This window comes from Cobetia sp. MM1IDA2H-1 (assembly GCF_002916775.2).
GTDB lineage: Bacteria > Pseudomonadota > Gammaproteobacteria > Pseudomonadales > Halomonadaceae > Cobetia > Cobetia marina.
The window spans coordinates 2632995-2657884 of record NZ_CM133225.1; the positions used below are offsets into that span (position 1 = coordinate 2632995).

Genomic DNA, 24890 nt, shown 5'->3' on the forward strand with positions numbered 1-24890 from the left:
ATGCAAAAGATCATGAGAAACGAATATGAAAAATACAGCGCCGCATTTAAAGCAGATATTGCTTTATTAGCGTTAGAAAAACATTCCATAGAAGAAATATCTTCTATGTATAACGTTAGCTATGAGTTCGTCTATAAATGTAAATCAGAATTACTTAATAAAGCCTGTACTATTTTTGGAGGCAATAGTGAAAAGAACAACTACACTACGGAAGATGTTCGAGAACTCTATGATAATATTAAAAAATTCATTGATGGTGTAGATAAATTTAATTATGAAATAAAGCAACTAAGAAAAGACTCTTCGACACCAAGTGCAGAATCAGCTACCAAAAATAATCCAGGGTATGGGCCCTCAAACAAACTGAAGAAGACTTGCCGACCAGGATCTAACCAACGCATATCTGGCAAATATGAATGATCTCCTTCAAGCTGTTATGCCTCGGGCTTGCGGCTACCGAAACGAAAGCAATTTCATTGCGATGATTTACCAGATCGGTAGCCCCGAAGGAGGCATGCTGGATGAAGCCAAGTTCACATGAAACGTTGAGGAGTTCCAGATTCACTGTGCCACTACAAGTGGTGATCCCCGAACGCTTACTCTTGACAGCCTCAACGGTAGGTCACACCTTCTTGAGGCAGTCTCTGGTGGGCTGCCATCAGCGTCTTCATTTCTCGTACGACAAAGCGTGGCATCCAGTCGCACAGAGACTCAAAATCAAACCGCTCGTTGTTGGCGCTTCCTTCAGGTGTCACTAGGCGATTTAGGATCAGCTCCTCATAGAGCCACTCATCCAGTTTCAGACTGATACCGTAGTCATCGAGGAGCTTGCAGCGCAGTTGATGGGCAATCTTTAGGCCCGCCACATCCAGGTCACCAAAATAGAGCAGTTGCTTTATCTGTTCGGCCTCAAGAAGTTGTGACACGCACTCTGCTTGGCCTGACACCTTGTTACCCGCGCCATAAATCACCAGTGACCAATGTCTTTGTTCACGATTAATTTGGCATAGGCGGTAATACACATCGGAATTTTCAACGATGATGGCCGGAAGATCTCTGCGACTGAATGGTTCATACGGTAGCGGCGGTGCTCGCCGAATGGCACCTAGGTCGGCCAAGGTCAGCGCTACATGCTTCCAGCCACCGAGCGGCATGGAGTCTAGTGCTTTTTCATCACCAAAGATCAACAGCGCCCGCTCACGGCGCCCGAGCGTGCCCGGAAAAAGCGGCTTGCCGCACTCGGCTTGACGAAACAGGTAAGCATTGAGCTGCTGTAAACGCTCCTTGACCTGCGGCGAGAGCAGCCCTGTAACACGCTCCGCCAACCAAGGATGCCAGGCGATTTCTGGCACCGTCGTCTCGGAGGCTACTGCACCTTCGTAAATAAAAACGTTGGGAAGGCGCAGTCCTCGCCAGTACGGCTGCCAGCTTGCTTCGCGCTTGGGTTGGGCTCGCCAGTCGCCCTCGAGCATTTGCACGATCGCTTGAGCCAGCAGGTCGGGAGCGTCATGATTCAAGGCCTCCTGCCGATGCGTGCTCAACACCTCATCAAGTACCGCCTTGGCCTTCGCCGTGCGCGCTGCCTTGCCTGCTGCAAGACGGTGTTTGTTGGCGGTCGACTCCATTCGGGATAGCCACAGCGTCACACCGTTCATAACGCTCCTCCTTCTATGACGTGGCTATGGGTTGCGGCTTGGCTGCCAGGGAGGCGGCCCACAACGCGTGGCGGTCGTTATCAACGGTCACCAGATCACGCCGCTTCAGCTTCTGCACCTTGTTCAGGAAGAGGTGGTTATCAAACATCGACTGGGCATTCTCGTCAGAAATGCCGGTCAAGTAGATGAGCTGGATGTTGTAGGCCTTGGCCATCTGTGTCTGAATCCGCATCAGATCATCGGCATTCGATTTGCCCAGCGGATTGTCGGCCAGCAAGAAGCCCGCGCTCGAAATACCCGTATCGTACTCTCGTACCTTGCCGACCGTCACAAACAGCAGGAAGGCTGATGTGAGTCGCTGGCCTCCTGATCCCTCCAGCCGGGTGATATGGGTCCACTGTGGACGACTGGCGTTCGTCTTGAGCAGCCGCACCTCGAGCGAACCTTCGCCGAACACCGACTGAACCAGATCGGCCGTCAGGGCATCACGGTTTGGTGCGCGGGGCACCTGGCCCTTGGCGATCCAGTGTTGCAAGCGGGCGCTGGCAAAGCCCCTGAGGTCGGCGGTGATATTGTTCAATCGGTCCGTCAGCTTCAAAATAGGCCGACCGGGCAGTACGGGGCAGTCGTCCGGGATTCTGACCGACTTGGCACGTTTGAGCAGCTTAATCGCCCCTTCCAGATGAGCGGTCAGGTGGGTAACGGTCAGATCAATCGAACGCTGGAACTGCTCCAGGCTGTCCTGAACAGCCTCAAACACCTGCGTGATCCCCGTACCGACCCGGTCCAGATCGCCCAGCACCTCGTGGTAGGTTGCGATTGAATCCAGCTGTCGCAAGTATTCTTGGCTGGCACGACCGTCCGGGTCCTTGGTCGACTCTGCTTCGATCCGTTTGCGGAAGTGACTCCAGACCGTGGCTACACGCACATCTTGCTGCTTCAGCGTTTCTTTCAGCTGCGCGTACGTTTGGCATTGGATACGCAGTGAATTCGCATACTCAGCGATGTTCAGGATCTTAGCGGGCAAACCCGCCGCCGAGGTCGGCGTGATGGGCTGGATCATCGCCTGAGCTGTTTTGGCGCTCTGTAGCCGCTCCTTCACATCCTCGATCTTTTTCGCCTGGAGCGTCCGTTGCTCCTGCAGGCATCTAAGCTGGTGCTTGGTTTCATGGAGATTATCGACGATTTCGACCAGAGACGCCCGAATAGCTTCGATCTCGGTGGGCTTCTCCTCCCACACAAAATCTTCGCCCAACGCCTCGCGCGCCTCCTCGCATTTCTCGGTCAGATTTTGCAGAGTGGCCTGCGCCGTAATCTGACGCTGCGCGCATTGCCGGTGCTGCGTCTCGAGCTGCGCGATGCGGTCGTTAATCAGCGCCAGATCACTGATGGCTGCTGTTTTGACCGCATCCGGATGCGTCTCGTAGGCGGTATGTGTCGATAGCTGATCAAAGGCGTCGCGTTGCGCCTGTTCAGCCTCTTTCCGCTGTTGCTTGAGTTCCGTGACCTGATCACCCTGGGCAGCCTCAAGTAATTTCTTGTGCGCCTGAGAGGCCGCCTCATGGGCATCTTGCGGGCTCCGATCGTCGGCACCCTCGTTCGCCGTAATCCCCGTATAGAACGGCTCGTTGCGCATGCTTATCCACTGGCTGATCTGTATATTGATGCCGGTTCGCTCGGCGCGCTTGGTCTCCGCTGTCTGGCTTTGCTGTGTCAGCTCCTCGGTCTGGCGCGCGAGAGTTTCCTCGCTCCGCCGAATCTGCCCTGTCAGCTGATCCAGCTTAAGGATCGCTGCTTCGCGCGCCGCCCATTCCGTGTCAACAAAATGAGTCAGCGTTTCATGCTTCTTTTCCGCTTGATTGCGCTGCTGTTGGGCGCTTTCGAGTCGCGCTTGAGCCTGTGCTTTTTCGCCGCGTAGGTCCTGTTCGCGTTGGCGTGCCTGCTCGAGCGCGGCATTGGCTTTTGCCAGTGCTGAGCGTGCGTGATCACGCTGTTCGATCAGGCTCAACCAGTGTCTGCCGTGCTGGTTGTGGTGTAGGCACCATTCGTTCTTGAAGGACTCCAATGTCTTCAGGGCGCGTTCCGCAGTTTCTACGCAGGCCTTTTGTGACGCCACGTCGCTTTCCAGCTCCAGTAGCCGCGCTTCGTAGGCGGCCTGGCTGTAGCCGTGCTTGTCTGGGTTTGAGAGAACGACCTGTGCTGACTCGGGTGCCATACCCCTGAGATCTCGCGCTTCATCCAGGCGATGAACGGCGACGGGCCCCCCTTTCCAGGTCAGCGTCTCACTGACCGCGCAGACTTGAGAGAGTGTCGCCTCATCCAGTGCGACTAGACTCAGATAGCGGCCCGGGTTTTGATCGATAACCGCAGCGATACGCGGCGCATCATCGTTGAAGGCAGAGGCCAGGTAGTGAGGGAAGGCCCAGAGCTTATCCCGAGGAATGCCCGCCGCATAGAACGCCTCAAGCGCCTGGTTGATCTGCTTGGTGACCAGCTCGTGGCCCGTGAGCTTTAACTCATTCAACTCGTGCTGGGCTTGCAACAATCGCTGTTTCATCCCATTGAGCGTTTGGGTGTTGGTCTCCAGCACCTCACCGATCTGCGATCCACACTGCGCGCTGTGCCAGTTGGTATCCTCAAGACCAAGGACGTGCTGGGTCGGCGCAGGTAGCGCCTGATAGCCCTCGGCCAAAGCCCGTGCGCTGTCTACCGCAGCCTGGTGCTTTTGCTCTGCGTGAGTGAACGCCTGCTGTGCTTGGCTTTGTGCAACCGAGGCTTTTCCCACCACCTGCTGATGCACTTCCAGTGCCTGCTCTGCCTTACCACAAGAGATCTTGGCCTGAGCCTCGGCCTGCTCTGATTCACGCAAACCCGACCCCAGTCGATGCTGGGCGGCCGCAGGGGTTTCCCCTGTCTGGATCAGCCCCTCGTCGCACAGCGCATCCCTTCGCGATTCGCCCTTGTGCTTGTCCAGCCGGCACTGTTTGCTCTCCGACTCCAGGCTGCCCAGCTTTTTCTGCAGCTTGCCACAGGACTGCCTGAGGGCTTCGCTTTCCTTGTTGAGCTGTGTCAACGCTTCCGTGATCTCGGCCTCCTGCTGGCGATGACCGCTAATCACCCACTCCAGCACACCCAGCGCTTCGCCGGCGGTGCGCTCGAAGATTACCTGCAGCGGCTTTTCTGTTTCGCTTTGGAAAACCTTCAGGTCGTCGTCCGCTTGGTGGTACGCATCTTGAGCCTTCGCATAGGCTTTGTAGTCAATGGCAGTGCGTGTGATCTGCAGCTGACGCTGACAGGTGTCGTCCTCGTCTTGAAGTGCGGCGACTTTGGCCTGCTGTTCGTTGAGTTGATGCAGAGCGAGATCGTGCTCAAGCAGAGCCTGGCGCCTGCCCTGCATGTCGCGGTGAGACGTTGTTTGGACAATCTCTTTCCGAAGGCTTTCCGCTTGGTCATCGAGCCGTGCTTGCTCTGTCTGAGTATCCTCAATAAAGGCCGTGAGATCACGCATTGCCTCGCGGAAGCCATCATCCATCTGCCGTTGCTGCGTCTGGGCGCTTTCCAGCAGCCGGGCCGGCTCAAGAAACGCCTGCCAGTTCGATAGCACATCCCTCAGAAAGGATTCGTTGCGGCGAATCGTTTCCAGCTCACCCTGGCGCTCGACCTCGTGCGCCACCAGATCACGCAACTGCTCCGTGGTGTCCTTGGACATGGTGCATGCGAAGAACGCGCCGAGAAAATCCTGCTCGGTTTTATAGTCAATGAACTTGGTCAGCCCACCCTCTTCTGAGTTGAAGGTGACCATTGTTTTGATGAGATCAATATTGATCCGCTGCTCCAGCAAAAACGCGCGCCATTCTTTGATCACTCGGGTTTTTCGCCAGTGTACACCGCCGCTGCCACCCGCCTTGAGATTGAGCCAACCTTCAAAGCTATGCAGAGTGTTGGCATAGGGACGCAGCTCGGGATTGTACTCGGCACGCGAGTATGACGGCACTTCGTCAAACGGGGTGTCCAGCAGGGAGTCGGGCGTATCACAGATAAACAGAACGCGATCCACATCATCGCCGCGGCGCTGGTGGGCGTGTCCCAGCAGCAAGGTTTGACCGGCTTCATTGACCATTTCCACCAATATGACAGACAGCTCCTGATGGAAGTAATTGCGGTAGTGGTATTCACTCTGGCGACGATTGGCCAGGTACTGGGTAAAGTCGTTGACAGACGGCTCAAAGACTGACAATAGCAATGCGATGTAGGTGGACTTGCCGCCACCGTTCACCAGTTGCTGATAGGTGCTGGCCACAGCCTTTACGTTCTTGGCCGAGATGCTGCGTGGTGAGTCAGCAGATTGATCGACCGCATGAGTCATGCCAATGTAGTCTAGAGTAAGGTCTTTGTAGAAGGCCTCTTCGTGGCCCGCACCATCCATATAAACCCGTTTGATCAGCCACATGCCTAGTAGACCTCCCCCGAGCGTAGAGTTTCAGCGGTTTCGACGGGATCAGGCTGGCCCTTGGCCGCTGCAGGTTCCGGGTTGTCAACTGCCCCCGCCGCATCACTGTCGACAAGGTCGGACGGCGGCTTCCCTGTTGTGGGGTCGATATTCATCACAAAGCGTACCGTCTCTTCAATGCCAGTATGGCGCAGATAGTGTTTGAGCTTCTGGGTCGGGTACCAGTCGGATTCTCCTGACAGGCTGCTGTCCTCTGCCAGGAAGCCTTCCTCCTGCAGCAGCTGTATCCAGCGCATTGCCATTTCCGTTTGCGAGCGAATGCTGGAGACACGCCCCACCTTCTCGTCGTGGATGCGGGGGATACGTTCTTCCTGCACAAACCGGGCAGCCAGGAGCATGCCGTCCACCACATCGTCCCCCTCAGCTTTGCGTTGCGCGATCACCTGGTCGGCAACGTCGTTGAGCTTGGTTACTACTGAGGTAGCATTGGTACCGCTGGTTTGACCGGACTCGACCCGAACCGCATCGGGGTTGGGAAACATATCGGCCAGCAACGCGATCAGTGTTAATCCCGCGAAGAGACGCTGCTCCTTGCGCTCTCTGCTCATTTGCTCTGCTGTGGTTTCAGGTAGCAGGCGTTTATTCAGCCAGCCCAGGGTGGGGGCAAAAGGGCCACGACCATCTGCAGTCAGCAATACTCCGTATGTCTCGTGGATGCCGAGGTAACGCAATTTCATACCGGCCGCGACGCCACGGATAATTTCAGCGAACAGAACGTCTCCCTGAAGCTCCAGTGCTCGCTGAATTGGCTCCTCCCCCATCTTGTACCCCAATGAACCCATGATCGCCTGTGTGGCGATCTCGGCATAGAGTTTGGCCTGTTGATGCATCTCGTACATGACTACTCCTCAAAGGGCAGTGCGGGGGCGACTGTCAGTAGGCTGATATTGTCAGCCCGCCAGAGCGCTGTTTCGATAGGGGCGTCGTCCACATCCACCTCGATGGTAGGATCGCTGTTGGCCGCTAAACTGCCGATGTGGAGCAAGCAGACCTGTTGCTCCAGCTCGGACAACTCGCCGTTCGCGTAGGCGTCAAATACATCAGCAAAACTGACGCGCCCACGATCATTCAAACGGGCGCTAACCCAGTCGCTGCAGTGCTTAACTACCGAGTCGGGAATACCGCGCAGTGTGGCTTCAATGGCAACGGGCTGCTCGGTGGGGTCGTGAATCTCGCGTGGAAGCTCTTGCTCGAACTGATCGAGATACAGGTTAAGCACTGCCTCGAGGTCGAGCAGGGTGTGCAGGTCGTCATCTTGGTTTCGGGGAGCCAACAGGTGCGTGACCAGCTCATCCATTCTCTGTTCGGCGGTCGCTGGGGCATGGGCTAGCAAGGGCTTGAGTGCACCTTGTACCAGCGTCTCCCGAAACAGGGTGTTGTCTCTGGGAATGATTAGCTTCAGGCGAGCCCGCTCAAAATCCTTGTTCACATCGTGCAAGCAATCTTGATAGCTCAGTGTGAAGGTGCTGACCTCGGCAAAAATCTCTTGCGCCTTGCGTAGCTTGTGTAGCTTGTCGGGGTGCAATTCCGAGTGTCCATCAGCCAGCATTTCGGTAATGGTCGACAGAGTGTTCTGAATATGCCCCAGCACTTCCTGAGTCTTATCAAAGGAGTCGCTGAGTACGGGACGGATATCGTGCGCATAGGATGTGCTCAAATCACCCGACTGCGCGGCGCGTACTTTCATCCGCATCCCAATCAGGTATTGCTCCAACTGCCGCTGGGTTGACTGGATCTGCTGTACCGCTTTATCGATCTCGCCTCGACGGATGGTTTTGAGCGTTCGCCAAGCGAGAATCGCAGCTCGCTCTATCGGCGTTTCGTCCAGACGGAGGGTGTAAAACAGCATCCCCTCATCGGTCAGAGACCAGAGAATATCATCGGAACCGAGCACTTGGTCGTGGCGTATCAGGCGAACGACCTGCTCATCGGAATGCGCGCGTTCGGTGAAATCGTAGTACCGGAGGCGAAAAGGGTCCTTGATCGCCGCGAAAATCTTGCCGGCTACCTGCGTGTAGCTTGAGGCTTTTTGTCCCGGATACGCCTCCTGCAGGTGCTCCGCCAAGCACCACTCCGCTTCTTTGCGAGTCATGCCCGGCTGGTGCTCACGGTCGGCGTAGTAAAGCATGGAGTCGAAGAGGTGCATGATGGCCGCGAGGGCGTCAAAGTCGACTCCGTCAAACAACTTGCGCTGTAGGGCGCTATAGATCGAATCCAGCGTCCGCACGACCAGCAGCGCGTGAGACTGAATGGTCAGCTCACGACGTGCCATGGATTCATTGCGAGCCTGCTCCAGAAACTCTAGCAACATAACGCCCACCAGCTTAGAGAGGATCACCGTAGCAAATCATGCCGGATCATGGAAAACAATAAAAATGATGTTTTTTATACATACCACACACAATAAACTAAAAATGACGCAATGATAAACAATGCAATCATGGCGATTTTATTTCCCCTGTCGTACCTGGATGCATTACACTGCTTACCAAACTTTTCTCCCCCAACCTCTTTCACCAGCCCCTGAACGCGGAAACTTCCGGCCAACCCCATGGGGTTAGCCTCCCGACCACACCGCCTCCATAACCTGTTGTTCAATAATAGAAAATCGGTGGTTCTTGCCGGATGGCAAGGAACGCCCACTCCTAGAATCGCTTACCATATGACAACAAAGTGCGATTTTGCATCTATCATCCTTCAGCAAGTGTTTGATTTAATTAAGCACATAAAATAACGGGGACTATTACATATCAATCTTTCCAAAGGGCAGCGCATCAGCCTCGCCAAGGATGACGGCACCAAGCTCGATTACATCGAGATCGGTGTCAACTGGGGCGCCATCGAGAAGAAAGGCTTCTTCGGCAAGAAAAGTGTTGCCGTGGACCTGGACGCCTCCATCGGCATGTTCGATGCCAACGGCAAGACCACGGACATCGTCTACTTCGGCAACCTCAAGTCCAAGTGCGGCTCCATCAAGCACAGTGGCGATGACCGCACCGGTGACACCGGTGGGGACGACGGCAAGGACAACGAAGTCATCCAGATCGACTTGATGCGCGTGCCGAAGGAAGTCAATCACTTGGCGGTGGTGCTGAATTCCTTCAGTCAGCAGAAGTTCGACGCCATCCCGTTTGCCAATGCCCGTATCCACAACGGCAGAGCCGGCAAAGGCGACGTCTTCGCCAAGTTCGATGTGTCAAATGACAAGACCTTCGCTGGCCGTGTCAGCATGATCCTCGGCAGCGTCTACCGTCACGGCAACGAGTGGAAATTCCGCTCCATCGGCACCGCGGTGGATGCACGTGATCTGAAATCCACCCTGCAGACCTTCTCCAGCGACTACATCAGCGCATAACACCACTGCCAGGGAGGGCGGGCCAGTCAGCATGACTGGCCCGTATGACAATGAACAAGACTCCGCCACCTTTGGAAGAGGTGCCTCTGTACGTTCGCTACTTCCAGGGCTTGCCCGTCTGCGAAGACCAGAAGGACGCACAGGCTGCACTACAGAGGATCCGCCGAGGAAAAGAGCTGGTGGACTGGGTCAACCAATGGGCCTGCGATGAAGACTGGCGCCGTGCCCGGGACAGCATCAGGGCATATCGCTACAAGTCCCGCCATCACCTCACCCGGGCCAATATCGATCAAGCCACCAAGACGATATTGGAACAACGGGCCCGAGAACTTGGGCTCCCCCTGTGGCAATACGTACAGAACCTTGGACTGAATGAAGAAACGCTTGAACAGCTGGAGCAGCGTGCGAACTGCGACCGCAAGGATAGATCTCCACAGGCTTGAGGCGCGGGGCGAAGGCCCCGGGCCTTCTTTCATGCCACTCTTCGCACGCTATCAGTTTTCATGAGATGCCATGGAGGGCTATACGAGTGAAACTTCAGAAGCTCAGGGGGCCACGATAAAAGGCTGAGCGACAGCCCGTTGGCAGCACCTGTTGTCATCATTGCTCAAGGATAGTGTCGGGGCTCAGCAGAACCAGAGCACCTGCAAGTGGATAGGCGCATCAAGTCTGACCGAAGTCAGTGCCAGAAATCTCTGAAACTACGCACCGAAACGAACAACTTTTCGGGACACACCTCCACTGCAGCGCGCTGCTGGAAACAGGCAAGTCAGTTGACTGTTCCCTGCAACGGCTCAAAGTGAGCATCACTGAATCTTTGTATCAATCCATCAGGACGCATCACGGGCCAGGTTCTCGAGTTCTATCCGGCCCATAAGAAAAATGCATACCCTCCGATAACACTCACCCCCTACTTAGGTCCCATGCCTCGCTCCCATAATGGCCACGATATACAACCGTGCTAATGGAGAGATACCTGCATGTCCCTGACCAATGCCCTGTCCGACGCGCTGCCGCTGAGCCTGAGCGAGTCGCCGCTGTCACTGAACCTGATCACCGCTGAAGGCCACGAACCGGTCAGCCCGCTGTGGCTGCGCGAGCGCACCCAGGACCCGGAGCAGCTCGATGAGGTCACCACCCAGCGCCTGTTCGATTCGCATGCCATCGACGTCAATCTCGAGTTGACCGAGGCGCGCCCGGTCGATGAGACGCACGTGGAATTCACTTTCAGTGACGGGCATTGCGAGGTGTATGACCTCACCCTGCTGGCGCATGAGCTGCAGGGCATCACGCCGTTCCCCAAGGCCGAGAGCTGGGATGCGGGCATCGATCAGCAGGCGCAGCGCGTCGACTGGGAGAAGATGGGCAACAATGAGGACTTCCAGAAGGCACTGGAGGCCTATCTGCGCTTTGGCTACATCATCGTGCAGAACGTGCCGACCGATCCGGAGCGCATTCTGGAAGTGGCCGGTCACTTCGGTTACGTGAAGGACACCAACTTCGGCAGCTACTTCGAGGTGTATTCGCGCCCAACCGGCAACGATCTGGCCTATCGTAGCGTGGCACTTGGACCGCACACCGATAATCCGTATCGTGATCCGGTGCCGGGCATCCAGATGCTGCATTGCCTGGTCAACGAGACCACTGGCGGTCTATCCACGCTGGTCGACAGCCTGAATGCGCTCAAGCAGCTCAAGGCCGAGATGCCGGAAGGTTATGAACTGCTGCGCACCACCCCGGTGGGCTTCCGCTTCCTGGATGCCGGCACCGAGCTGACCACCCGTCGCTGCGTGATCCGTGAGAGCGCCGATGGTGAGCCGATCGGCGTCAACTACAGCCCGCGTCTTGATCATCTGCCGCACATGTCGCTGGAGAACACGCGCCGCTACCATCAGGCCCGCCAGCGTCTGGGGCAGCTGTTCCAGGACCCTGCCAACGAGATTCGCTTCCAGCTCGAGTCCGGTGAGTTGATGATGTTCGACAACACCCGCGTGCTGCATGGCCGTACGGCGTTCGACACCAATGAGGGGCATCGTCACCTGCAGGGCTGCTACATGGACAGCGACGGCCCGCGTGAGCGCTTCGCCACGACCCTGATGCGTCAGCGTCAGCAGCAGGCACAACAAGAAAACCGTGAGGAAATGGCGTAATGGATCAGGTTTCATTCACCCAGATGAAGGACGGCACCGCAGAAGACTATGCGTTGCTCGAGCGTCTTGAAGACCAGTTCAATGAAGGGCTGGTGGAGCGTCTCAAGCTTGCCCTGCGCAAGCTCGATGATGGTCTGAGCGGCTACAAGGTCAGCCGTCTGGAGCACTCCCTGCAGTCAGCGGCACGTGCCGAAGCCGACGGTGGCGATGATGATCTCGTCGTCGCGACCCTCCTGCATGACCTGGGTGACGAGCTGGCGCCCTACAATCACTCGCAGCTGGCCGCCGCCATCATTCGCCCGTATGTGCGTGCCGAGGTCACCTGGATCATCCACCACCATGGACTGTTCCAGAAGTTCTACTACGGTCACTTCTACGGCGAGGACCGCAACGAGCGCGAGATCTACAAGGATCACCCCTGGTATCAGAAGTGTGTGGATTTCTGCGAGCGTTATGATCAGGCGGCCTTCGATCCGGACTATCCGACCCCGCCGCTGGAGCACTTCGAGCCGGCTCTGCGTCGCGTCTTCGCACGCAAGCCCTTCGATCCGGACGTGATCGGCGAAGAGCCCGCCGGCGGTTTCGACAGCCGCGTCTGAACGTGTGGAGGGCGGGCGCATGAATCGCGCCTGACCTCCTCCGCTCCTGTGCTTGACCATTGCCCCCACTGGCCCGCCCAGTGGGGGCAATGTGGTTTGTGGGCGTTGCGTTGAGCGCACCACGCCAACAGGGGGTTGAACCTCGCCACTCAGCCTTCATCATCGTGGGGCAAGGCAAGTATCCATGAAGACTGTCCCTGATGATGCGGCAGTCTCGCTCCTTGAGACGCATTCCCCCTCCCCGACCCGACAGGCAGACACATGGAACACCTCTTCATCTATGGCCCGCTGGGGCCAGGCGGACTCAACGAACATGTCATCGCCAACATCGATGGCGAATGGCGCCCGGCCTATCTGCGCGGCCGACTCGAGAACAGCGATCAGGGTACCGAGCACAACTTCCCCGGGCTGGTGGTCGACAACACGGGGCAGGTGATACGCGGCCACGTCTTTTCCTCACCGCAGCTGCCCGAGCATTGGGACGCTCTCGATGACTTCGAGGGCCCCATCTATCAGCGTCGCGTCACCACCGTCATTCTCGACGACAATCGTGAGCTCGAGGTCTATGTCTATGCGCTGGCGATGTGAGAATCTCCTGCCGGGCAGGCAGAGCGACAAGTGACAGAGCGATCCCCCTGCCTCTGGATTGAGTCACCCTCTCGGCCCCAGCCTCGCCAGCGCCCTCGCCCAGGCATCACAAGGAGAATTTCTCATGCAGCTTGAAGGTTCGTGCCACTGCAAGGCCGTCACATTCCAGCTTGAGTCGCCGCATCCCTACCCGTACCAGCGCTGCTACTGCTCGATCTGTCGCAAGACGGCAGGCAGCGGCGGCCATGCGATCAACCTGGCGGGCGACGCCGGCACCCTCAAGGTGGAAGGCCGCGAGCACATCTCGATCTATCACGCGGTGATCGACGGGGTCGAAAGCCCGGCGGAACGTCATTTCTGCAAGCACTGCGGCAGTGCACTGTGGCTCTACGATGCCCGCTGGCCAGAACTGATCCACCCGCAGGCGGGGGCGATAGACACCCCGCTGCCCGTGCCACCGGAGCATGTCCACATCATGCTCGACAGCAAGGCCAACTGGGTGGAAGTCGCGCACGAGGCGCGTGATGCCCATCACGCCGAGTATCCCGACGAGAGCATCGCGGCCTGGCATGCGCGAATTGCCGAGCGCGGCACTCAGTAAGCTCAGGGACGCCCTCCAACAGGAACAGGTGCGACCCTGGTCAGGATCAGGTGCGACCTCGCGCCCTGATTCGCCGGGCTGAGCGTTGATGTCACTCGCTGCGTCGCGTATAAGTGCCGCCTATACAAGGCGGCGCTCTTGCCTGATATCCGCGGTGTACGGCGTGAAGCCTCTCGCAGGCCCGGATATTCCAGGACAGGGTCGCCGTGACAGTGCATCACAGCGAGGACCCTCGTGCCGGCCCGAAAGACACGCTCCCCTGCGCCAGACGATACCGCCAGTAGCCTGGATGACCTGCCCTCCCTGCGCGGGCTGGTCGCCTTTGACGTGACGGTTCGCCTGGGCTCGATGACGGCTGCGGCCAATGAGCTGGATACCACCCAGCCCACCATCTCCCAGCGCATCCGCGCGCTGGAGGAGCACCTGGGCCATCCGCTGTTCGATCGTCAGGGCGGCAGGCTGATCCTCAACCACTACGGCGAGAGCTTCCATGCCGAACTGGCAGGCGGACTTGGCCAGGTCTGCAGCGCCGTCACGGAAGCACGTCGCAAGGTGCACAAGCCGACACCGCGCATCACCATCGCCGCGGGTGCCGGCTTTGCCCACGTCTGGCTGCGCCCGCGGCTGGAGCGGTTGGAGCAGGCCTTTCCGGAGTGTCACTTCACGCTGCTGCCGATCGATCGCGATGAAGACCCGCAGATGCAGCAGGCCGATATCGCGATCCGCTTCGGCCCGCCGCTGACGGGCGATCATCGCGATACGCTGGTGGTCGCGGAGCGCGCCTTTCCTGTCTGCTCCCCGGATTACGCGCGGCGTCATGGGCTGGAGAAGGGGCTGGATGCCGAGGCGCTGTCGCGCATCACGCTGCTGCATCTGGACATGCGCGATAGTCGCTGGCTGGACTGGGCCACCTGGTGTCGTCATGCGGGGCTGCCGGTACCGCGTCTCGACAAGGCCTTCCCCTTCAACAACTTCCCGCTGACGCTGAACGCCGCCGTCAACCATCAGGGGGTCGCGCTGGGCTGGAGCCACGTCATCCAGGACCTGCTCGACAACGGCTCGCTGATCGCCCTGACGCCGCATATCTCGCGTGACCGTCATGGCTATCGCATGAGTGTCCGCCATCCCAACAGCGCCGTGATCCAACCCATCACCCGCTGGCTGACACGCGAATTTTCCGGCCTGACATTGCCTGACGCCTGATGCCCGCCCTCCTCACCCATCAGGTCTCAGAGACCGGCCTGAAGATCTCGCTGTACCCGTCTGGCGCGCGCTGACAGCGGCCACTCCGCCCGTGTAATCCACCACAGCGTATCCACCACCTCGACATCCCCGTCTGCGGGTGCCACCACCTTGATGGCCTGAGGATTCTGGAAGGCCTCACGGGCATGGCGAGGCACGACACTGAAGCCCAGCCCGCAGGCCACCGGTTCCAGAATCAGGCTGATCTGATTGGTGGAGCCACTGCGCGGCAATGAGCGGACCCCCGGATTGCCCGGGAAACGCCGACTGAGCAGTCGTGACGCCATGTCCTGGCCATCGGGATGATCGATGAAGCCCAACGTCTCGAGATCGCGCCAGTCATGGATCTCGACACCCGCCGGCACCACCAATTCAAGTGGCTCGCGGGTCAGCTCCGTCACGCTCAGGCGCGGGTCATCCGGCTTCTGGGTGACGATGCCCAGCTCGAAGCGATTCTCAAGCACTGACTCCACCACTTCGCGCGTGGGGGCGAAGCGATGATGGATATTGAGACCGGGTGACGCCTGCTGCAGCGCCAGCAAGCGGGGGTAAAGCGCCAGCCCGATGCTGCCCGGCGTGATCAGCCGAATATCCCCGTGACTGTCTTCATTGCCGGCCAGGCGCTGGGCCAGGCGCTGCTCCGCCGTCTCCATCTCGCGCGCGTAATCCAGCAACGCATGGCCGGCCGGTGTCAGCTCGAGCTTGCGAGGATGTCGAATCAACAGCTTGCCCAGCTGGGTTTCCAGATGTCGCACATGCTGGCTGACAGCGGCCTGGGTCAGATCGAGCTGCTCTGCGGTGCGCGTGAAATTGCCGACACTCACCAGAGTGCGGAAGGTACGTAACCACTGGGGTTGCAGCATGTCGGCTCCTCGTTGCGACAGTCATGGCGCCCGGGACGTGTCTGGCCTGACAGCAGGCAGTCCTGATCGGCGACGACGCCGGTCCGCCATAACGAAATATTATCACTATCATAACAGCTACGTAGTTTTCATTATTGCTCATGACACCCAAGATGGCATCCAACGTCACGCAGACAGTGACTGAGCCAATTCCCTTCACGACTCCCTTCACGAGGTGAATCATGAGCAGCGAAAAGCACACACCGTATCCGCGCACCTTCTCCCACATCGGCCTGTCCGTCGGTGATGTGGAAGCCGCCGTCAAGTTCTATACCGAGGTACTGGGGTGGTACGTGGTGATGGAGCCGACCACCATCACCGAAGACGACTCCGCCATCGGCGTGATGTGCAGCGATGTCTTCGGTCCGGGTTGGGGCAGCTTCCGCATCGCCCACCTGTCCACCGGTGATCGTATCGGGGTCGAGATCTTCGAATTCCCGAACCACGAGACTCCGGAGAACAACTTCGAGTACTGGAAGACCGGCATCTTCCACTTCTGCGTTCAGGACCCGGACGTCGAAGGGCTGGCCGAACGCATCGTGGCCGCCGGCGGCAAGCAGCGCATGCCGGTACGCGAGTACTTCCCGGGCGAGAAGCCGTTCCGCATGGTCTACATGGAAGACCCGTTCGGCAACATCCTCGAGGTCTACAGCCACAGCTATGAAATGACCTATGCCGCCGGTGCCTATCAGAACGACTGATCAAGCCCCAGGCAGCGATGCACGCATGAGTCGATGACCGACGCATGCGTGCATCGAACCAGCGCCCCTTGCCCCCTGTCATCAGAAGGGGCAAGGGGATTTTTTCGTCATGGCCAGGCCCCATCACGGTCGCCTCCTGTCGATTGTTGAGCAATCATTCAAATTTGCGTAAGCTGGTAGGCAATCGATGGGCGCTACCGGGCCAGCAATGCAGGGAGACTCCTTTCACCGACATCCGCTGTACTGCCTCCCCAGGCCCACACCCCACACCCAGTCTGTCCAGGAGTGTTCATGTCCACCCCAAAGCCCGTCTCCGTTCTGGTATTCGACGTCAACGAGACCCTGCTCGACATCACCACCCTTTCACCGCTGTTCGGGCGCGTCTTCGGCGATGAAGGCCTGCTGCGTGAATGGTTCGCGCAACTGGTGCTGTATTCCCAGACCCTGACGCTTGCGCATCGCTATACCCCCTTCGGTGAGCTTGGCGTGGGTGTCCTGAAGATGGTCGCCGATATCCATCAGGTCACGCTCAAGGACAGCGATATCGATGAGCTCAAGTCGCGCATGGCCGAGATGCCGGCTCACCCCGACGTCGCACCGGCGCTCGAGCGCTTGAAGCAGGCCGGTTTCCGTCTGGTGACCCTGACCAACTCTCCCGCCGGTGCCTCACCGACACCGTTGGAAAAGGCCGGCATCAGCGAGGCCTTCGAGCAGCACTTCAGTGTCGGAGCCGTGGAACAGTTCAAGCCGGCGCCCGCGACCTACCAGCACGTGGCCGAGCAACTCGAGGTCAAGCTCGATGACATGTGCATGGTCGCCTGTCACGTCTGGGATACCATCGGCGCCCAGGCAGCCGGCATGCAGGGTGCACTCCTGACGCGTCCGCACAATGCCGTGCTGCCGGCAAGCAATGTCCCGACACCAGACCATGTGGCCGATGAGTTGATGACCCTGGCCGATCACCTGATCGCCACCCGACACGCCTGATCTCCCCCGCTGGTGAAAGCCGCATGACAGACACGCCACGGCGCCTACTCAAGGCCCGTGGCGTGTCTGATTCACCTCTTCCCCCGCCTCACCGCCACCTCCCTGGTGATCTGCAGCCCTCTTCTGCCCCCTGCCTCTTCTCGATGCCTTCACTCCAGTGACCGGAACGTCTTGAGCATCTCGTCACGGGTCTGGCCGAGGGCCGTCTTGATCTCGGCATGCCGGCTGGCAATGCGCCATTCCGGTCCCAGTACCGAGATGGCGTAATGCCCCTGACTGGTCTCGAGACCCGTGGCGATGGCCGCGACCCCGCGGGTGTGCTCACCGGCGTCGTACGCGTATCCACAGCGACGAATCTCCGCCAGCTGCTCGAGCAGCTCGGGCATGTTCGCGGTCTTCTCCGTGTAAGCCGTGAGCGCGGTTCCCAGCAAGTGCTTGACCTGCGCGTCCTGCAGGTGTGCCAGCAGGACCTTGCCACTGGACGTCGCGTGCAGAGAGAGGAAATTGCCGGCCATCGGCGATACCCGCAGGGGCTGCGGGGACAATACGGAGTGCAGTATCAGCAACTCGTTGCCGCTCAGGCTGCAGAGCACCACCGTCTCCTCGGTGGTGACACTCAAGGCTTCCAGAAATGACTTGGCGTGCGTGGTGATGTCGAGCTGGCTATGCCGTGCCAGTCGCATCAAGGCAGACCCCAGCCGGATACCGCCATGCCCATGAATCTCCAGCAGATCCTCCTGCGCCAGCGCGTCCACCAGCCGCTTGACGGTGGAGCGCGGCAGCTCACTGCGCTGCGCGATCTCCCCCAGACTCATGCCCCGCTCATTGCCTTCCAGGCTCTTGAGAATCGCCGCGACCCTGGCCACGACCTGTACGCCACCGCCTTCACGTGTGGTCAAGACACATCTCCTTAACAAGCTAACTACTTGCCCAACAAAACCACTGAATGGTACAGTGTACCGTATAATGAAACACCTGTCGCGATATCTTCCTGTCCTTTCCGTCAGACGCGAGAACCTGCCAGTGGCTGCTGCTCAACCCTTCAATCTACGAATCGCTCTCGGCCTCGTGGGTATCCTGCTCGCCTCGCTGATGTCCGGTGTCGGCGAGCGAGTCACTCAGACGGTGCTGACGGATGTGATCGGTCATTTCGGCTTTTCCCATGATGAAGGCAGTTGGCTGACCACCCTCTACAGCGCCGCTGAAGTCTCGATGATGCTGCTGGCCGGCTGGTTGGCCGTCACCTTCAGCCTGCGCCGCTTCGCCATCGGTGCCTGCCTGTCACTGGCAGTGTTCTCGCTTCTGGTGCCACTGGCCGACAGCTTCCCGTTGATGGCGGGGCTGCGCGTTGCCCAGGGGCTGGCATCCGGCAGCATCCTGCCGCTGCTGATGATGTCGGCGCTGCGCTTTCTGCCGTGGCACAGCAAGCTCTATGGCCTGTCGGCCTATGCGATGACGGCCACCTTCGGCCCTTATCTGTCGGCACCGCTGGCCGCGCTCTATGGCGACCTGGGCGACTGGAATCTGGTGTTCTGGGAAACCGCGCCGATGTGTCTCATCGCGGCGGCGCTGGTGTCCTGGGGCCTGCCACAGGACCCGCTCAAGCTGGAGCGCCTCAAGCAGTTCGACTGGCTCGGCGCCCTGCTTGGCGTCACCGGTCTCTGTGCTCTGGTGGCCGGCATGACCCAGGGCGAGCGTCTCGACTGGGGCAACTCCCCCGTGATCATCGCCCTGCTGGGCACGGGCGGACTGGCCTTCGCTGCCTTCCTGATCCATGAATGGTTCCACCCGTTGCCGCTCTACAAGCTGCAGCTCCTGGCCCATCGCAACTTCGCCTTCGGCATTCTTACCCTGTGTACCTTCATGTTCCTGACCCTGGCCGCCGGCACCATCCCGCCGCCTTCCTGGGCGAGGTACAGGGCTATCGCCCCATGCAGCTGTTCCCGGTGATGCTGACCATGGCTCTGCCGCAGCTCGTGCTGGCACCGCTGGTGGCGACACTGATCAATCGCAGGAACGTCGACAGCCGCTATGTGATGGCCACGGGCCTGGTGTTGATCCTGATCAGCTGCCTGCTGGGCTCGCAGCTCACCAGCGACTGGAACCGTGACAACTTCCTGCTCATCGAGGTGCTCAATACCCTGGGCCAACCGATGGTGGTCGTGCCGCTCTTGATGAATGCCACCGGCGCCATCAGTCCGCTGGACGGCCCCTTTGCCACCGCGATGGTCAACTCGTTGCGGGCGCTGTTCACGGTGGTGGCCGCCACCGTCTATGGCAGCTTCATCGTCCAGCGTGATGCCCTGCATTCGACCCGTCTGAGCGAGGCGCTGGGCCTGCAGGGCAATCAGCCCGCCGGCCTCATCCCACTGGACGCCGCGCACGATATCGCCACTCGCCTCTCCGAGCAGGCCGCGGTGATGAGCTATGCGGATGCCTACCTCGCCATCATTCCCTTCGTGGTGGCCCTGCTGGTGCTGGTCATGGTGTTGCCGGTGCGCGCCTACCCGCCGCAACCGGCACCTGCCGCCCGCCAGCACACCCACTCTCCTGCGACCTGAAAAGCGAGAACACGATACTGCCATGAACAAGACACGCACGACTCTGCTGCTGAGCGGACTGGCCCTGCTGCTGCTGATTCTCTATGCAGCGCTCTACTGGAAGGGTCACGATGGCCGCGAGGCCACCAACAACGCCTACGTGCGTGCCGATAGCGTGATGGTCACCCCACGGGTGGCCGGCCAGATCGACACGGTACGGGTGGAAGACAACCAGGTGGTTCACGAGGGGCAGATACTGGCCACGCTGGACGACCGTGATTACCAGGCCTCCCTGCATTCCGCCCAGGCGGATCTCGCCGCCAGTCAGGCGGCGGTAGGAGATCTGGACGCCAACATCGAACGTCAGCGCGCGGTGGTCCAGCAAGCCCTCGCCGAAGTGAAGGCGACCGAGGCGTCACTGCGTTACGCACGCAATGATGCCAAACGCTATCGCAGCCTGCGCATGACCAATGCCGCCTCCCAGCAGGACAAGGAAAAGGCCGATGAGGAACAGGGCATCTGGGAGGCACGACTCGTGCAGTATCAGCCCGCTCAGCGCTCGGCCGAGAAACAGATCGGTGTCCTGCAGGCTCAACGCGTCGAGGCCCGCGCCGAAATCGAGCGCTCGCGCGCCACGCTTGAGCAGGCAACGCTGAACGTCGATTACACCACCATCCGCGCCCCCAAGGATGGCATCGTCACCCAGCGCTCATTGCGTGTCGGTGCCTACGTGCAGCCGGGCTCCTCGCTGCTGGCCATCGTGCCACACAAGGAAGCCTACGTGGTCGCCAACTATCTCGAGACCCAGATGGCCGAGATGGCGCCGGGCCAGCCGGTAGAGATGACGCTGGACAGCCTGCCGGGCAAGACCTTCCATGGTCATGTCGAGAGCATCGCACCGGCCTCCAGCAACGCCTTCTCGGCAGTGGCCAGCGAGAACGCCACCGGCAACTTCACCAAGATCACCCAGCGCATGCCGGTCAAGATCGCGTTTGACCCCGATCAACCCGACTTCGACAAGGTGCGCATCGGCATGTCGGTGATCACCCACGTCACCACTCGGGACGCCTCCTGATCCAAGGGACTCGCTCCCGGACGCGACGGCCGGCTAGCCGGCAAGACAAGACGCCCCATCTGTCAGTGACAGATGGGGCGTCTTGTCTGGCGTGCCCTTACAGACAGGCGATGCAGGCGATACGGCCTGCCTGGACACTCCGGACTATCCAGACGATGGCGGGCACAGCTGCCAGTCGTCGTGCTCGATCTCCAGCATTGCCGCGATGGCGGCCGAGGCGATGACATGGGTCTGGCCATTGGCCTCATCATGCACATTCAGCCCACCGTGCACCACCGTGACCTCGGCGCGCCCGCGTGGCAGCTCACGTGTCACGGCATCCACATCCACGGCCTCCGGTGTCTGTACGCCGATGGTGACCTCGACACGCATCTGACGATGGTCGATGCCCAGGGACTGAAACAGCACGATGGAGGAATGATGCAGGGCATCCTGCACTGCGCGGCAGGCGGCCTTGGTGTAGTCCTCTCCGTAGAGGTCATTGCCGGTGCCCATCTCGAGAATGATGCGCTGCTCGCTCATGCCTGACCTCCTGACGGATGGCGGGTCTGTCGCGAAGCCTGAGGGTGCTCCGGCATGTCGGTACCGCTCGCCAGCATGTCAAACGACACGATGAGGGCGACATTGGCGATCACGCTCACCCCGCTGCCATCCGGCTTGGTCACGTCTAACCCGCCCTTGACCACCTTCACGCTGGGCTGGCCATAGGGAAATATCCCCAGCAGGGCGTCACTGTCGACCTTGTCGGGCTGCTGCACGCCGATCTCGACCTCGATCAGCATCGCCTCCTTGGGAAAGCCGAAGGCATCCGCCACATTCAGGGAGTTGTGCCACAGGGCATCACGAATCCCGCGGGCCGCCGCCTCGGTGTAGTTCTGGCTGCGAATGGAAGTGCCCATACCGAACTGGGTCACCATGCGTGTCCTGGACATGTGGCCTCCTTGAGAAACGTCGTGCACCGCGCCATGGCGATGGCACGGAAATGAAGGCAAGTCAGAGCAATCTCTCGGCCTGCTCCGCCATCATCCGCCATCAAACATCACTTTTCCATACAATACGTTCCACTTTCATGAATATCCATCCGCAACTGGCGCGATAGGCCCGCCATCGACGCTAGACATCCCAGCGGGGCTTGAACCAGCCAAGCACCCAGCAGACCCCGACGAGCACCACCACCGAGGCGAAATCGCCGCGAAACAGATTCACCACCGCCAGACCGGCCGACACCAACTGGGCATTGGTGAGCGCGATGCTTCTCCAGCGCAATCTCTGATACTCCGCCTCTGTCATGCTGGCCTCCACGTCAGACGTCTTGAGCACGCTTCTCAGGCGGCTCACCGCTCACCCGCCGCTTGCCTCAAGCGATTGGCCACCGCTCTGGTGAGCGTAGTACAGGAAGAATGCCGAATTCAGCCTCCCTTCGCCTATCCGACAAAAAGACTCGCGCTGACATGGTGGCGTCACCTCAGGGTTGCTATGTTCAGAATTCCCTTGATTACAGGAGTCTGACATGACCCGCCTGACCGCAAAGGATTTTGCCCCCGAGTTGCTGGAGCTGTATGACGGCTATGTGCATGGCCAGATCACCCGCCGCCAGTTTCTGGATCGCGCGGCAGCCTTTGCCGTCGCGGGCATGACGGCCACCTCGATACTGGCCAGTCTAAGCCCGAACTACGCACTGGCCTCACAGGTCGAGTTCACCGACCCCGACATCGTCGCCGAATACATCACCTACCCCTCTCCCGAAGGTCACGGCGAGGTGCGCGCCTATCGAGTGACACCGGCCAATGCCAGCGGGCCGTTGCCCGGCGTGGTGGTGGTTCACGAGAACCGCGGCCTGAACCCCTATATCGAGGATGTCGCGCGGCGTGTGGCCAAGGCCGGCTATGTCGCGCTGGCGCCGGATGGCCTCAGTTCGGTGGGCGGCTATCCCGGCAACGACCCCAGGGGCAAGGAGCTGCAGGCACAGGTAGACCCGGAAAAGCTGATGAACGACTTCTTTGCCGCCATCGAATACCTGATGGCCGAGAATCGCACCACCGGCAAGATCGGCATCACCGGCTTCTGCTACGGCGGGGGCGTCTCCAATGCAGCCGCCGTCGCCTACCCGGAACTGGCCTGCGCCGTGCCCTTCTACGGCCGCCAGCCACGCGCCGAGGAAGTCGCGGCCATCCAGGCGCCGCTGCTGCTGCAGTACGCCGAGCATGACGAGCGCGTCAATGCCGGCTGGCCCGCCTATGAAGCCGCGCTGAAGGAACATGACAAGGTCTACGAGGCCTATCTCTACCCCGGCACCCACCACGGCTTCCACAACGACTCGACCCCACGCTATGACGAACAGGCCGCCAAGCTCGCCTGGGACAGAACCCTTGCCTGGTTCGAGAAGTATCTGAGCTGACCTCAGGCGGCACCGGGGAAACAGCCACCAGCCTCGATACGACGAAGCCAGCCATCACCTGGATTGCGTGATGGCTGGCTTCGTCATTTCCGTGTGACCGGGGCCGATACTTCCTCAGGCTAAGGCCTGATCAGTTCAGCACAGGCCAGTTCTGAAAAAAGCTCAGCTGCACAGCAGCCCACTGGCGACGATCTCGCTGAGCGTGCCCTGGCCGATACCGCTGATGCGGGTCAGTTGGCCGCTGGAACTCCATGGACGCTGACGGATGATGTCTGCGGCACGCGCCGGTCCGATATTGGGCAGCTGATCCAGCTGGTCGGCATTGGCGGTGTTGAGGTCGATACAGGTCTGACTCGCTGAACTGGAGGTCTTTGACGCCCTGCGGGAGGCGACCTCTGCCCCGGCTGCCTGCGGCTGACTACCCTCCAGCGGCAGCAACGCCAGTGTCTCGCCGGTCACCGACAGATAGATCGGGGCGTGGTCCGAGACATCGGCACGCGCTGTCTCATGACTGATGCCCAGATAGTCCGGGAAGCGGAACACGTCGCCATTGGCCCTGGGCCATTCGCTCGGCACATACCAGATGTTGTCGTAGAGCGAGGCATAGCGGCCATCGGTCTTGGAGAGCGTCGTCGCACCCTCGGTGATCAGCGGGCGCAGGCCGAGGGTACGCAGATCTCCCCACGCAGGCTCGGTCGGTGCCATGTTGAAGTCGCCCATGATGATCGCCGGAGTGCCGGGCGAGATTTCCTTCATCAGGTCATAGATATCCGCCAGCGCGCGGATTTCCGGAGAGCGATCCGCCTTGCTGTCGCCATAGACGATGTGCACGTTGGCGGCGCTGAAGGCCCGCCCAGTGTCCTTCTCGACGAAGGTGGCGAGCAGCGGCTCGCGCGAGAACACATCCTCGGGATCGAGATAGACGGTAGCCCCGCCCTGATAGGCGATCGTCTTGTCGCGATACAGATAGGCGTAACGCTCGGTATAGGTGCTGCGCCCCACCGCATGACTGACCAGGCTGTCCCACTCGTCGCCGGTCAGGGCCTCCAGCTGCTGCTCGAGCTCGCTGACGACCTCCTCCTTCATCACCTCCTGCAGGCCGATCAGATCCATGTGGCTGGCCACCGCCGCGACCTGCTCGAGATGCTTGCCGTTGTTCCAGCCGGCATGTTTCAGATTCCAGCTGGCAATCACCGCATTCGCCTGGCTGGTGGCCGCAGCGCCCAACAGCACGGGGACTGCCAGCGCCGTCACCACCCGTCTGACAATCCGCTCAAGCCGAGAGCCATCAGAGGGCTGCCGGCCGCGCGTGTTCTTGCTGATGCTACTCGTGCTGCTGTTGCTGGCGATATTTGAGTGACTGCTGCTCGAATTGCTGACGCTACCGCGATGACCTGTGCGTATCACTGCATGACCCTTGACTGATGACTCGTACACAAAAGACCGTAAGGCCCTGTATCTTATGGACTTGTCGTCAAGGTTTATAGAACCATGATGTTATTTATTACCCTTTGCGCGACTTTCGATGACTACCGGGTCATCCACACGCTCACGACGGTCGCCGCTTGACCTTGCAGCGCAAGCTCT

At 59.7% G+C, this 24890-nt stretch carries 24 protein-coding genes; 14 read left to right on the plus strand and 10 right to left on the minus strand.

Annotated features, from left to right (window positions below; translation table 11 throughout):
- Positions 1–12 precede the first annotated feature (12 nt).
- Positions 13–420 (plus strand): helix-turn-helix domain-containing protein, encoded by a 408-nt coding sequence (locus tag BOH68_RS11125; protein ID WP_139345439.1) that lies wholly within the window; start codon positions 13–15, stop codon positions 418–420.
- Positions 421–611: 191 nt separating this feature from the next.
- Here the strand turns inward: BOH68_RS11125 and BOH68_RS11130 are convergent, their stop codons facing one another.
- The 4 genes from BOH68_RS11130 to BOH68_RS11145 are packed head-to-tail and all read right to left on the minus strand — an operon-like array spanning position 612 to position 8476.
- A complete protein-coding gene (locus tag BOH68_RS11130) occupies positions 612–1655 on the minus strand; it encodes a Wadjet anti-phage system protein JetD domain-containing protein (RefSeq protein WP_077373957.1) in 1044 nt (347 codons plus the stop codon).
- 13 nt (positions 1656–1668) lie between these two features.
- Positions 1669–6105 (minus strand): coiled-coil domain-containing protein, encoded by a 4437-nt coding sequence (locus tag BOH68_RS11135; protein WP_077373960.1) that lies wholly within the window; start codon positions 6103–6105, stop codon positions 1669–1671.
- A 2-nt stretch (positions 6106–6107) separates the two neighbouring features.
- Positions 6108–7004 carry a hypothetical protein gene (locus tag BOH68_RS11140; protein WP_077373964.1) on the minus strand — a complete coding sequence of 299 codons (897 nt, stop codon included), beginning with the start codon at positions 7002–7004 and terminating at the stop codon, positions 6108–6110.
- Positions 7005–7006: 2 nt separating this feature from the next.
- On the minus strand, positions 7007–8476 hold the full coding sequence (locus tag BOH68_RS11145; protein WP_077375551.1) for a hypothetical protein: 1470 nt from the start codon (positions 8474–8476) through the stop codon (positions 7007–7009).
- A gap of 438 nt (positions 8477–8914) precedes the next feature.
- Here BOH68_RS11145 and BOH68_RS11150 point away from each other — a divergent pair, with 438 nt between their 5' ends.
- The 7 genes from BOH68_RS11150 (at position 8915) to BOH68_RS11180 (ending at position 14661) form a co-directional block, all read left to right on the plus strand.
- Entirely contained in the window at positions 8915–9520 is a 606-nt protein-coding gene (locus tag BOH68_RS11150; protein ID WP_077373967.1) for a TerD family protein, read from the plus strand.
- A gap of 50 nt (positions 9521–9570) precedes the next feature.
- A complete protein-coding gene (locus BOH68_RS11155) occupies positions 9571–9963 on the plus strand; it encodes a hypothetical protein (protein ID WP_181013918.1) in 393 nt (130 codons plus the stop codon).
- Positions 9964–10500: 537 nt separating this feature from the next.
- Complete coding sequence (locus tag BOH68_RS11160) at positions 10501–11670, plus strand: TauD/TfdA family dioxygenase (RefSeq protein WP_077373973.1); 1170 nt, start codon at positions 10501–10503, stop codon at positions 11668–11670.
- A complete protein-coding gene (locus BOH68_RS11165; RefSeq protein WP_077373977.1) occupies positions 11670–12269 on the plus strand; it encodes an HD domain-containing protein in 600 nt (199 codons plus the stop codon). The genes BOH68_RS11160 and BOH68_RS11165 overlap by 1 nt, the downstream gene beginning before the upstream one ends.
- Before the next feature lie 261 nt (positions 12270–12530).
- Positions 12531–12857 (plus strand): gamma-glutamylcyclotransferase family protein, encoded by a 327-nt coding sequence (locus BOH68_RS11170; RefSeq protein WP_077373980.1) that lies wholly within the window; start codon positions 12531–12533, stop codon positions 12855–12857.
- Positions 12858–12981: 124 nt separating this feature from the next.
- Positions 12982–13458 carry a GFA family protein gene (locus BOH68_RS11175; protein ID WP_077373983.1) on the plus strand — a complete coding sequence of 159 codons (477 nt, stop codon included), beginning with the start codon at positions 12982–12984 and terminating at the stop codon, positions 13456–13458.
- Positions 13459–13692: 234 nt separating this feature from the next.
- The gene (locus BOH68_RS11180; protein WP_077373986.1) at positions 13693–14661 is read left to right on the plus strand and encodes a LysR substrate-binding domain-containing protein; all 969 of its coding nucleotides are present in this window, start codon (positions 13693–13695) and stop codon (positions 14659–14661) included.
- Positions 14662–14687: 26 nt separating this feature from the next.
- On the opposite strand, the gene BOH68_RS11185 is transcribed toward BOH68_RS11180, so the two are convergent.
- Entirely contained in the window at positions 14688–15563 is an 876-nt protein-coding gene (locus tag BOH68_RS11185; protein WP_077373989.1) for a LysR family transcriptional regulator, read from the minus strand.
- 221 nt (positions 15564–15784) lie between these two features.
- Here BOH68_RS11185 and BOH68_RS11190 point away from each other — a divergent pair, with 221 nt between their 5' ends.
- Both BOH68_RS11190 and BOH68_RS11195 read left to right on the plus strand, forming a co-directional pair.
- Positions 15785–16303: a lactoylglutathione lyase family protein gene (locus BOH68_RS11190; RefSeq protein WP_077373992.1), complete on the plus strand. Its 519-nt coding sequence runs from the start codon at positions 15785–15787 to the stop codon at positions 16301–16303.
- Between the two features lie 291 nt (positions 16304–16594).
- Positions 16595–17290 carry a haloacid dehalogenase type II gene (locus BOH68_RS11195; protein ID WP_077373995.1) on the plus strand — a complete coding sequence of 232 codons (696 nt, stop codon included), beginning with the start codon at positions 16595–16597 and terminating at the stop codon, positions 17288–17290.
- A gap of 149 nt (positions 17291–17439) precedes the next feature.
- Here the strand turns inward: BOH68_RS11195 and BOH68_RS11200 are convergent, their stop codons facing one another.
- Entirely contained in the window at positions 17440–18189 is a 750-nt protein-coding gene (locus BOH68_RS11200) for an IclR family transcriptional regulator (protein WP_219815774.1), read from the minus strand.
- A 124-nt stretch (positions 18190–18313) separates the two neighbouring features.
- Here BOH68_RS11200 and BOH68_RS11205 point away from each other — a divergent pair, with 124 nt between their 5' ends.
- Genes BOH68_RS11205 through BOH68_RS11215 form a run of 3 tightly spaced genes read left to right on the plus strand, consistent with a single transcriptional unit; the run spans position 18314 to position 20905 of the window.
- The gene (locus BOH68_RS11205; protein WP_219815776.1) at positions 18314–19240 is read left to right on the plus strand and encodes an MFS transporter; all 927 of its coding nucleotides are present in this window, start codon (positions 18314–18316) and stop codon (positions 19238–19240) included.
- Positions 19222–19851 (plus strand): MFS transporter, encoded by a 630-nt coding sequence (locus BOH68_RS11210; RefSeq protein ID WP_219815778.1) that lies wholly within the window; start codon positions 19222–19224, stop codon positions 19849–19851. Before BOH68_RS11205 ends, BOH68_RS11210 begins: the two co-directional genes overlap by 19 nt.
- A 22-nt stretch (positions 19852–19873) precedes the next feature.
- On the plus strand, positions 19874–20905 hold the full coding sequence (locus tag BOH68_RS11215) for an HlyD family secretion protein (protein WP_077373998.1): 1032 nt from the start codon (positions 19874–19876) through the stop codon (positions 20903–20905).
- Between the two features lie 144 nt (positions 20906–21049).
- On the opposite strand, the gene BOH68_RS11220 is transcribed toward BOH68_RS11215, so the two are convergent.
- The 3 genes from BOH68_RS11220 to BOH68_RS11230 form a co-directional block, all read right to left on the minus strand.
- Complete coding sequence (locus BOH68_RS11220) at positions 21050–21427, minus strand: Lin0512 family protein (protein WP_077374001.1); 378 nt, start codon at positions 21425–21427, stop codon at positions 21050–21052.
- Positions 21424–21837 (minus strand): Lin0512 family protein, encoded by a 414-nt coding sequence (locus BOH68_RS11225; protein ID WP_077374004.1) that lies wholly within the window; start codon positions 21835–21837, stop codon positions 21424–21426. Before BOH68_RS11225 ends, BOH68_RS11220 begins: the two co-directional genes overlap by 4 nt.
- A 181-nt stretch (positions 21838–22018) precedes the next feature.
- Positions 22019–22195 carry a hypothetical protein gene (locus BOH68_RS11230; protein ID WP_157109441.1) on the minus strand — a complete coding sequence of 59 codons (177 nt, stop codon included), beginning with the start codon at positions 22193–22195 and terminating at the stop codon, positions 22019–22021.
- A 220-nt stretch (positions 22196–22415) separates the two neighbouring features.
- On the opposite strand from BOH68_RS11230, the gene yghX reads away from it, so the two are divergent.
- Positions 22416–23303 carry a YghX family hydrolase gene (gene yghX, locus BOH68_RS11235; RefSeq protein ID WP_077374010.1) on the plus strand — a complete coding sequence of 296 codons (888 nt, stop codon included), beginning with the start codon at positions 22416–22418 and terminating at the stop codon, positions 23301–23303.
- Positions 23304–23465: 162 nt separating this feature from the next.
- Here yghX and BOH68_RS11240 read toward each other — a convergent pair whose 3' ends face one another.
- A complete protein-coding gene (locus BOH68_RS11240; protein WP_258038209.1) occupies positions 23466–24536 on the minus strand; it encodes an endonuclease/exonuclease/phosphatase family protein in 1071 nt (356 codons plus the stop codon).
- Positions 24537–24890 lie beyond the last annotated feature (354 nt).

Coding starts and splice junctions, on each gene's coding strand:
- BOH68_RS11185 (WP_077373989.1), bottom strand. CDS start 15,563: ATGCTGCAACCCCAGTGGTTACGTACCTTCCGCACTCTGGTGAGTGTC.
- BOH68_RS11195 (WP_077373995.1), top strand. CDS start 16,595: ATGTCCACCCCAAAGCCCGTCTCCGTTCTGGTATTCGACGTCAACGAG.
- BOH68_RS11155 (WP_181013918.1), top strand. CDS start 9,571: ATGAACAAGACTCCGCCACCTTTGGAAGAGGTGCCTCTGTACGTTCGC.
- BOH68_RS11175 (WP_077373983.1), top strand. CDS start 12,982: ATGCAGCTTGAAGGTTCGTGCCACTGCAAGGCCGTCACATTCCAGCTT.
- BOH68_RS11125 (WP_139345439.1), top strand. CDS start 13: ATGAGAAACGAATATGAAAAATACAGCGCCGCATTTAAAGCAGATATT.
- BOH68_RS11165 (WP_077373977.1), top strand. CDS start 11,670: ATGGATCAGGTTTCATTCACCCAGATGAAGGACGGCACCGCAGAAGAC.
- BOH68_RS11160 (WP_077373973.1), top strand. CDS start 10,501: ATGTCCCTGACCAATGCCCTGTCCGACGCGCTGCCGCTGAGCCTGAGC.
- BOH68_RS11140 (WP_077373964.1), bottom strand. CDS start 7,004: ATGTACGAGATGCATCAACAGGCCAAACTCTATGCCGAGATCGCCACA.
- BOH68_RS11225 (WP_077374004.1), bottom strand. CDS start 21,837: ATGTCCAGGACACGCATGGTGACCCAGTTCGGTATGGGCACTTCCATT.
- BOH68_RS11190 (WP_077373992.1), top strand. CDS start 15,785: ATGAGCAGCGAAAAGCACACACCGTATCCGCGCACCTTCTCCCACATC.
- BOH68_RS11210 (WP_219815778.1), top strand. CDS start 19,222: ATGCAGCTGTTCCCGGTGATGCTGACCATGGCTCTGCCGCAGCTCGTG.
- BOH68_RS11145 (WP_077375551.1), bottom strand. CDS start 8,476: ATGTTGCTAGAGTTTCTGGAGCAGGCTCGCAATGAATCCATGGCACGT.
- BOH68_RS11130 (WP_077373957.1), bottom strand. CDS start 1,655: ATGAACGGTGTGACGCTGTGGCTATCCCGAATGGAGTCGACCGCCAAC.
- BOH68_RS11230 (WP_157109441.1), bottom strand. CDS start 22,195: ATGACAGAGGCGGAGTATCAGAGATTGCGCTGGAGAAGCATCGCGCTC.
- BOH68_RS11135 (WP_077373960.1), bottom strand. CDS start 6,105: ATGTGGCTGATCAAACGGGTTTATATGGATGGTGCGGGCCACGAAGAG.
- BOH68_RS11170 (WP_077373980.1), top strand. CDS start 12,531: ATGGAACACCTCTTCATCTATGGCCCGCTGGGGCCAGGCGGACTCAAC.
- BOH68_RS11215 (WP_077373998.1), top strand. CDS start 19,874: ATGAACAAGACACGCACGACTCTGCTGCTGAGCGGACTGGCCCTGCTG.
- yghX (WP_077374010.1), top strand. CDS start 22,416: ATGACCCGCCTGACCGCAAAGGATTTTGCCCCCGAGTTGCTGGAGCTG.
- BOH68_RS11220 (WP_077374001.1), bottom strand. CDS start 21,427: ATGAGCGAGCAGCGCATCATTCTCGAGATGGGCACCGGCAATGACCTC.